Raw genomic sequence first — 8,884 nt, forward strand, 5'->3', positions numbered from 1 at the left:
GCGCTCACTGAGCGCCGCTACAGACGCACGCAATTGGTCAATGCGTTTTTATCGGCAGCCAGTGCGAATCGGCAATGCCTTCCCGAGATTGCCGCGTCGGCCTGCGGCCTCCTCGCAATGACAATTCGGGGCTGGTGCCATTTTAACGCCAACCTGTACCGATTGTTCCTGCAGAGCCGGGTGGGGCTACTCATCGTGCAAAAACGCTGCCCCGCTTTGGAGCTCCAAAGCGGGGCAGGACAGATCAGTTTTCTTCGTAGAAGACCTTCATGCCCTTGAAGGTCATGTAGGTATCCAGCTTGGAGACGATCTCCATCGGGGCATGCATGGACAGCACCGGGACGCCGGCATCGACGGTCTCGATGTTGCGGTTTGCCATGTAGCAGGCGACCGTGCCGCCGCCGCCCTGGTCGACCTTGCCGAGCTCGCCGGTCTGCCAGATGACGTCGTGCTTCGCAAAGATGCGGCGCACATAGCCCATGACCTCGGCGGCCGCGTCGGAGCTGCCGGACTTGCCGCGCGCGCCGGTATACTTGAAGATGCCGGTGCCGTAGTTGATCTTCGTGTTGTTCGTCGGGTCGCAGGTCTCGGCATACAGCGGGTCAAAGGCGTTGCTGACGTCTGCGGACAGGCAGAACGAATGCTCGAAGCAGCGGCGCTTGCTTGCGCCCGCCGCCTCGCACAGGTCCTCCATGAACATCTCGAAATACTGGCTCTGCATGCCGGAGATGCCGACGGAGCCGATCTCCTCCTTGTCGGCCAGCACGCACACGGCCGTCTTGACCGGGGTGCCGAGGTCCAGAAGCGGCTTGAAGGCTGCATAGGCGCATACGCGGTCATCATGGCCGTAGGCGGCGATGAGGCTGCGGTCGAAGCCGACCTCACGCGCAGGGCCTGCGGGGACCATGGTCAGCTCGGCGGAGAGGAAGTCCTCCTCCGTCAGGCCGTACTTCTCGTTCAGGAGCATCAGGATGGCGAACTTCACGCGGTCGGCGCCCTCGTCGTCCTTCAGGGGACGGCTGCCGAGCAGGATGCGCAAGTTCTCGCCCGTCACGCCCTCGGCCAGCGTCTTGCGCATCTGGTCAGCAGACAGGTGGACCAGCAGGTCGGTCACGCAGAAGATGGGATCGCCCGGCTCCTCGCCGACGGTCACGGTGACGACGGTGCCGTCCTTCTTTGCCACGACGCCGTGGATGGCCAGCGGGGTCGTCGTCCACTGATACTTCTTGATGCCGCCGTAGTAATGCGTCTTGAAATAGGCCATGCCCGCATCCTCATACAGGGGATTCGGCTTCAGGTCCAGACGCGGGGAATCGATGTGGGCCGCGCAGATGTGCGTGCCCTCGTTCAGGCTCTCGCTGCCGACGACGGCGAAAATCACGCTCTTGTTGTGGTTGTTGCCGTAGACGCGGTCGCCGGGCTTCAGCTGCATACCGGGCTTCAGTTCCCGGAAGCCGGCCTTCTCAGCGGCCTCGATCGTCCACTTGACGGCCTCCCGCTCCATCTTGCAGTCGCTGATGAATTTCATGTACTCCTTGCAGTAGGACTCCATCGCGGCAAGGTCCGCCTCGGAAATGCGGTCGTAGCCGTTCTTGGGGCTGGAAAGCAGCGCCTCGCGCTCCTTTTCGAACTTCTTGGTTTCTTCCATCATCAAAACTCCTTTCAGAAATTGCTCACATTGTTGTTGAAATGCCTCCGGCGTCGGCGCGTCCGCCCACAGGGCATGGCCGCACTGGGCCCGCAGGGCCTCGTCGCTCTTCTGCGCCCGGATGCGGGCAAGGGCGCGCTCGCGGGAGATGCCGTCGCGCCGGATGAGCCGCTCGATGCGCGTTTCCTCGGGCGCAAGCACACAGACCGTCTCGTCGCACAGGGCGGCAAGGCCGCTTTCGAACAGGCCGATGGCGTCGATGGCGGCAAACGGTGCCTCCGACTGCCAAAGCCTCCGCCGTACCTCGCGCGCAACGGCCTCATGCGTCAGGGCATCGAGGGCCGCAAGCTCCGCCGGATCGGCAAACACGACGGCGGCCAGCGCCGGGCGGTCGACCCGGCCGTCCCGGACCGTGCCGGGAAAGCGCGCGCCGATGGCGGCGACAAGGGCATCGTCCGTTTCGAGCAGGCAATGATAAATGGCGTCGCAGTCGAGACCGAGGCCGCCCAGATGCTCTACGGCGCGCAGCAGCGTCGTTTTCCCGCTGCCGCTTCCGCCGGTGATGCCGAGAATTTTCATGCCTCGTGCTCCGCGTCGACCACACGGAAGGCCGCCGCCTTCTTCAGGCGGTTGCCGACGGCGTAGGCCACGCCGCCGCCCTCGGGACAGCGGGCATAGATCGTTCGGATATCCGGCCGGTCGAGGTCGCGCAGGGCGGCAAACAGCCCGGCAGAGAGTGTGCGCACATCGTTTTCAGAGCCGTAGGCCGTCGGATTGCAGCCGTCATAGAGCGGCAGCTCCTCAGCAAAGCACAGAACGGCGTCGCCGGGGCCGAAGCGGCGGCGGATATAGCGCGCGGCCGCCTCGCTGCTGCCGGAGATGATATAGACCTCCGCCGACGGGGCATAGTGCTTGTACTTCATGCCGGGAGCGCGCACGACGGCGTCGTTCGAGATCTGACCGAGCACGGCGCGGTCGATGTCCAGCTCGCCGAGCAGAGCGCGCAGCTCCTCCGGCGTAACGCCGCCCGGGCGCAGCAGGCGCGGACGCTCACCCGTCAGGTCGACGATCGTGGATTCCACGCCGACCTCGCAGGGGCCGCCGTCCAGAATGGCCTCGATGCGGCCGTCCATGTCATGCAGCACGTGGGCCGCCGTCGTGGTCGAGGGCTTGCCGGAGCGGTTGGCCGACGGCGCGGCGATAGGCACACCCGCCAGCCGGATGAGCTCACGCGTCGCGGCCGTTTTCGGGCAGCGGACGGCGACGGTATCCAGCCCTGCCGTCGTGCGCTTCGGCACGAGATCGCGGACGGGCAGCACCATTGTCAGCGGGCCGGGCCAGAAGTGCTCCGCCAGCAGCCACGCCTGCGCGGGGATGTCATGGCAGATCGACTCCAGCTCCTTCGGCTCGGAGATATGCAGAATGAGGGGGTTGTCCTGCGGACGCCCCTTCGCCTCGAAGATGCGCAGCACGGCGTTCTCGTCGAGCCCGTTTGCCCCGAGGCCGTAGACGGTCTCGGTCGGGATGGCGACGAGCTTGCCGTTTCGCAGCAGCCCGGCTGCGGCGGCAATGTCCTCCGGACGCTGCGCCGAGAGCATTTGTGTTTTCATGATTTGTCACTGCTTTCGCTGCGGCGGAGCTTTTCGGCCTGATCCGCCGCGATGAGCGCGTCAAGGATCGGGTCAAGCCCGCCGTTCAGAATAGAATCCAGCTGGTAGAGCGTCAGGCCGATGCGGTGATCGGTCACACGGCTCTGCGGGAAATTATAGGTGCGGATCTTTTCGTTGCGCATGCCGCTGCCGACCTGGCTGCGGCGCTCGGACGAGACGGCCGACTCGATGCGCTCCTGCTCGAGCTGGTAGAGCTTTGAGGAGAGCATCATCATGCAGCGCTCGCGGTTCTGGAACTGGCTGCGCTCCTCCTGACAGGCCACGACGATGCCGGTCGGCCTGTGGATGAGACGCACGGCAGACGACGTCTTGTTGATGTGCTGGCCGCCCGCGCCGGACGAGCGATAGACCTGCATCTCGATGTCCTCCGGCCGGAGGTCGACATCGGCCTCCTCCATCTCCGGCAGGACGGCGACCGTCGCCGTGGACGTGTGCACCCGCCCGCCGGACTCCGTCTCGGGCACGCGCTGCACGCGGTGCACGCCGGACTCGAACTTCAGCCGGGAATAGGCCCCCGCGCCGCAGATCATGAAGTCCGCCTCCTTGATGCCGCCAAGCTCCGTCTCGCTGTAGTTCAGAAGCTCCACGGTCCAGCCGCGCGCGGCGGCATAGAGGCTGTACATCCGGAAAAGGCTGTGCGCAAACAGGGCGCTCTCCTCGCCGCCCACGCCGGGGCGGATCTCGAGGATGACGTTCTTGCCGTCGTTCGGATCATGGGGCAGCAGCAGGACTCTAAGCTCCTGCTCGAGTGCGGCGGCGCGCTTCTTTGCACCTGCCAGCTCCTCCTGGCACAGGGCCTTCAGCTCGGCGTCGGCCTGCCCGGCCATCAGCTCCGCCGCATCCTGCATATCCCGCTGCGCCGCGCAGTAGGCGCGGTAGGCCGCGACGATGGGGGCCAGCTCCTTCTGCTCGCGCAGCCATGCCGCCGCCTTCTTCGGGTCGGCGTAAAAATCCGGCTGCTCCGCGCGGGCGCACAGCTCCTCATAGCGGTCCTCGACCTGTTTCAGCTTATCCAGCATGCTCCACTCTCCGTATTTGATCCTTGTCCTTATTCTAGCAGATTCCCGGCCTCTTGTCTACCGTAGATGTTGAAGATGACCTCCGCCGTATCCGTCAGCTGCGCGGTCTGCGCCAGCGCCTCTGCGCCCTGCTTCGTGATGCGCCAGACATGCGGCGTCATATACAGCAGGTCGTGCACGCTCTGCGCATCCGGCAGGGAGAATGAAAAGCGCAGCGTCTGCGTGTGCAGCAGCCCAAAGCCCGGCAGCGCCGGGTGGAGCATCTTTTCCTTCTCTACATGCGCGGGATAGATGATGGACTTCAGCCCCGGCAGATGGCCCTGCCCCGCCAGCACCTGCACAAAGATGCCGCCCGGCCGCAGCACGCGGAAGAACTCCGCCCCGGCCGTCAGGGCGAACATGCACAGCACGCAGTCGAACCCGCCGTCCGCAAACGGCAGATGGGCCGCCGTGGCCGTGAGCCAGTGGGCGCTGCGGTCCCGCACGGCGGCATAGCGCACGGCGTCGCGGGAGATATCGATGCCCCAGCGCTCCGGGATCCAGCCGAGCTGCGAGAGATAATACCCCTCCCCGCACCCGGCGTCCAGTACGGCCTCTGCCGCCGGGCAGAAGCGCCGCACAAGGTCTGCCAGCGTTTTGGCGATGGGCGCATACCACCCCGCGTCCAGAAACGCGCGCCGCGCAGCGACCATCTCCCGCGTGTCGCCGGGATGGCGCGAGTGCTTCTGCGTCACCGTCAGAAGGTTTACATAACCCTGCCTTGCCACATCAAAGCAATGCCCCTGCACGCAGCGCCATGCCGCGCCCTGCGGCGCGAGCGCCGCCCCGCATACGGGGCAGATCACCTGAATCATGGTTGTTTCCTCTCAATATTCTGCCGGTTTTCGCACATACTACCCCGGAACACAAAAGTCCGGGAGGGATCTGCATGAAACGGCTGTTATGCCTGCTTGCCGCGCTGGCCGCCCTGCTGCCGCGCGGCCATGCGGCGGAGCCCCGCTGCGTGGCGCTGACGTTTGACGACGGACCGTCGGGCGCGCTTACGGAGCGCCTGCTGGACGGGCTTGCCGCACGCGGCGTGCATGCGACGTTCTTTCTCTGCGGCTACCGGATCGATCTGTATCCGGAGTTGGCCGCGCGCATCGCCGCCGAGGGACACGAGACCGGCACGCACGGCGACACGCATTCGTATTTTACTTCCATGAGCCGTGCCGAGGTCTGCCGCGATCTTGCCGAGGCCCGCCGCAAGCTCATGGAGGCAACGGGCCGCGCGCCGACGCTGCTGCGCCCGCCCGGCGGGCTGTATGACACGGCCGTGCTGCAGCAGACGGCCTGCGCCGATCTGCCTGTCATCCTCTGGTCCGTCGACCCGGAGGACTGGCACGTGCACGATGCCGACGCCGTGACGGCACATATCCTGCGCCACGCGGAGCCGGGATCCGTGATTCTGATGCATGACCTGACGGACTCGAGCGTGACGGCCGCGCTGCGTGTCATTGATGCCCTGCAGGCGCAGGGCTATGAATTTCTGACCGTTTCGGAGCTGGCCGCGCGCAGCGGCACGGCGCTCACGCCGGGTCAGGCATACTGCAGCTTTCCGCCGTGAAAAACGCCTCGATGTCCGTGCGGGACGCGGCGAGCGAGCCCTGCACAAAGCCGGGCTTTCCGCCGCCCCTGCCCTGCAGCGCAGCGTTGAGCCGCTTTACAAGGCCGCGCAGGTCGCCCGACGGGTCGGCCATGGCATAGTGCCACGCGCCGTCCTGCCCGGCAAACACGGCGCTGCGCGCTTCGTTCGCCCGGACCATGGCATCCGCCAGACGGCGCACGCTCTCCGGCGGCATAGGCGGCTCAAAGCGGAGCGTCTGCCCGTCCTGCGCCAGCAGGGCAAACAGGCGGTCCTCCAGCGCGGCGGCGCGCTGCTGCGCCTCCGTCCGCTCGGAGGCCAATCGCGCCACGGCGGCGGCCGTCTGCACGGGCTTTGCCGACAGGCGGACGGAGATGTCGCGGTTCTGGGCGCAAAGGGCGTTCAGCACGGCAAGGGCACGGCCGCCGCAGGCCATTTCAATGCGCGAGCCGCCGCGGAAATGCGTCGTGCTGAACAGCTTGATGAGGCCGATCTCGCCCGTGCGGGCCACATGGGTGCCGCAGCAGGCGCACAGGTCGATGTCCCTGAACTGCACGAGGCGCACCGCGCCCGTCAGCGCTTTTTTGCTGCGGTATGGGAGGTGCGCCAGCTCGTCCGGCTCCGGATACCAGATATGCGGCGCAAAATCGGCCCAGACGGCCTCGTTCGCGGCGCGCTCCAGCTCCTGCAGGGCCTGCTCGTCCACCTCGCCGTTAAAATCGATCGTCACAAGGTCCGCGCCGAGGTGGAAGCCGACGTTCTCATAGCCGAAGCGCGCGTGGATGAGGCCGGAGACGAGATGCTCACCCGAGTGCTGCTGCATGAGGTCCAGCCGCCGCGCCCAGTCGATCTCGCCCGTCACGTCTGCACCGACCGGCAGAGCCGCCGTGCAGCGGTGCAGCACCGTCTCGCCGCGCAGGAGCGTCTCCGTGACGTCCGCGCCGCCGAGCGTGCCCATGTCGCAGGGCTGGCCGCCTCCCGTGGGATAAAAGATCGTGCGGTCCAGCTCCACGAGCCAGCCGTTTTCGCTCTCCTCGCAGGAGAGCACGCGCGCCTGCAGCCGCCGGGCGTGCGAGTCCGTTTCATAGATGCGGATCGTGTTCAAGGTTTTCCACTCCGTTTTTCGGTTTTTCTTCTATTTTACCATAAGATCACGAAAAACAAAAGGGATTTTTCCGCGGTTTCGCTTGACAAACGCGCCGCGCGGCAATATGATAAGAGGTAGGGCCTTTTCAAAAATTTTCAGCCCAAAAGGAGGGAACGTCATGGATGCTGGGAGTGGCAATGGTACTGGCGTAGGCCGAAGTACGAAAAAGGACGCCCGCGTCCATGCGGTGCGTTCCCGTTAATCATTCGATATTCGGCCTGCCGTGCCCGCTTCCGAATCTCTGACCGTACTATGAAGAATCAGGAGGGAACCGGAAAATGGCAGATCACACCGTAACTGTAGAGAGCACGCTTGAGGCGCTGCTCGTGGAAAAGAAGTATTCCACGATCCGCGACATTCTATCCACGATGAATCCCGCGGATATCGCCTCGGTCTTTGACGGGCTGGAGGAATCCCGCCTGCCGCTGCTGTTCCGGCTGCTGCCGAAGGAGCTGGCGGCCGAGACGTTCGTCGAAATGGAGCCGGACGCGCAGGAGCTGCTCATCCGCGGCTTTTCGGACTCCGAGCTGCGCGAGGTGCTCGACGAGCTGTATGTCGACGATGCCGTCGATATCGTGGAGGAAATGCCCGCGAATGTCGTGCGCCGCATCCTCTCGCAGGCGGACCCCGACATGCGCAAGGACATCAACGAGATCCTGCGCTACCCCGAGAATTCCGCAGGCTCCATCATGACAACGGAATATGTCTCGCTGCGCCCCGGCATGACCGTGGAGGAGGCCATCCTCCGCATCCGCCGCACGGGCGTCGACAAAGAGACGATCTACACCTGCTACGTCACCAAGAACCGCACGCTCATCGGTCTCGTCTCCGTCAAGGACCTGCTGCTGGCGCAGGACGATGACGAGACCGTCGACAAGATCATGGAGACGAACGTCATCTCCGTCCATACGCACACCGATCAGGAAGAAGTTGCCCGCATGTTCTCGAAATACAACTTCCTCGCCCTGCCGGTCGTGGACACGGAGAACCGCATGGTCGGCATCGTGACCTTCGACGACGCCATGGACGTCATGGAAGACGAGGCCACGGAGGACATGGAGATCATGGGCGGCATGACGCCGTCGGACAAGACGTATCTCCGCTCGTCCACGTTCGACCTCTTCAAGCACCGCATCCCCTGGCTCATGCTGCTGATGGTCTCGGCCACGTTCACGGGCCTGATCATCACGCATTTTGAAAGCGCGCTGGCCGCGCAGGTCGCACTGACGGCCTTCATCCCCATGCTCATGGACACGGGCGGCAACTCCGGCTCGCAGTCCTCCGTCACGGTCATCCGCTCGCTGTCGCTCGGCGAGATCGAGTTTTCCGATCTGCCGCGCGTCGTGTGGAAGGAGATCCGCACGGCCGTGCTCTGCGGCATCTCGCTGGCAGCCGCCTGCTTTGCCAAGATCATGCTCGTCGACCGGCTGATGCTCGGCAACGAGGATGTCACCTGCCTCGTTGCGCTGGTCGTATGCGCCACCATGGCGCTGACCGTACTCGTGGCCAAGGTCATCGGCTGTGTGCTGCCGATGCTGGCCAAGAAGGTCGGCTTCGACCCGGCCGTCATGGCAAGCCCGTTCATCACGACGATCGTCGACGCCCTGTCTCTGCTGATCTACTTCGGCATTGCGAGCGTCCTGCTGCTGAACTGAAAAACACGATCCCGGATGCAGCCGCATCCGGGATGTTTTTTATACATTATATGCCTGGTCAGGGCATTGGCAGAGTAGAAAGTTCAGGCTGCCAGATTTGTCATTGCGAGGCCCCGAAGGG

The 8,884-nt window shown here is 64.8% G+C and carries 8 protein-coding genes; 3 read left to right on the forward strand and 5 right to left on the reverse strand.

The genetic code is table 11. The features are described 5' to 3' along the window. On the forward strand, positions 1-279 hold a 279-nt coding region (locus WMO66_RS03165; RefSeq protein WP_349134961.1), incomplete at its 5' end, for a hypothetical protein. Here the strand turns inward: WMO66_RS03165 and WMO66_RS03170 are convergent. The 4 genes from WMO66_RS03170 to WMO66_RS03185 are packed head-to-tail and all read right to left on the reverse strand — an operon-like array spanning position 245 to position 5,191. Beyond that, positions 245-2,227, reverse strand: coding sequence for an aminopeptidase (locus tag WMO66_RS03170; RefSeq protein ID WP_349134962.1), 1,983 nt, complete (start codon positions 2,225-2,227; stop codon positions 245-247). The two genes, WMO66_RS03165 and WMO66_RS03170, sit on opposite strands and share 35 nt — an antisense overlap. Continuing rightward, positions 2,224-3,258 (reverse strand): L-threonylcarbamoyladenylate synthase, encoded by a 1,035-nt coding sequence (locus WMO66_RS03175; protein WP_349134963.1) that lies wholly within the window; start codon positions 3,256-3,258, stop codon positions 2,224-2,226. The genes WMO66_RS03170 and WMO66_RS03175 overlap by 4 nt, the downstream gene beginning before the upstream one ends. Beyond that, positions 3,255-4,337: a peptide chain release factor 1 gene (gene prfA, locus WMO66_RS03180; RefSeq protein WP_349134964.1), complete on the reverse strand. Its 1,083-nt coding sequence runs from the start codon at positions 4,335-4,337 to the stop codon at positions 3,255-3,257. Before prfA ends, WMO66_RS03175 begins: the two co-directional genes overlap by 4 nt. Positions 4,338-4,366: 29 nt before the next feature. Then, the gene (locus WMO66_RS03185; RefSeq protein ID WP_349134965.1) at positions 4,367-5,191 is read right to left on the reverse strand and encodes a putative RNA methyltransferase; all 825 of its coding nucleotides are present in this window, start codon (positions 5,189-5,191) and stop codon (positions 4,367-4,369) included. 74 nt (positions 5,192-5,265) lie between these two features. Between WMO66_RS03185 and WMO66_RS03190 the strand changes: the two genes are divergently transcribed. Next, entirely contained in the window at positions 5,266-5,943 is a 678-nt protein-coding gene (locus WMO66_RS03190) for a polysaccharide deacetylase family protein (RefSeq protein ID WP_349134966.1), read from the forward strand. Here the strand turns inward: WMO66_RS03190 and WMO66_RS03195 are convergent. After that, a complete protein-coding gene (locus tag WMO66_RS03195; RefSeq protein WP_349134967.1) occupies positions 5,906-7,066 on the reverse strand; it encodes an alanyl-tRNA editing protein in 1,161 nt (386 codons plus the stop codon). The two genes, WMO66_RS03190 and WMO66_RS03195, sit on opposite strands and share 38 nt — an antisense overlap. Positions 7,067-7,386: 320 nt before the next feature. Between WMO66_RS03195 and mgtE the strand changes: the two genes are divergently transcribed. Next, the gene (mgtE, locus tag WMO66_RS03200) at positions 7,387-8,763 is read left to right on the forward strand and encodes a magnesium transporter (protein ID WP_349134968.1); all 1,377 of its coding nucleotides are present in this window, start codon (positions 7,387-7,389) and stop codon (positions 8,761-8,763) included. The last annotated feature ends 121 nt before the right edge of the window (positions 8,764-8,884 follow it).

It is taken from the genome of Faecousia intestinalis (assembly GCF_040096185.1).
GTDB lineage: Bacteria > Bacillota > Clostridia > Oscillospirales > Oscillospiraceae > JAZOXB01.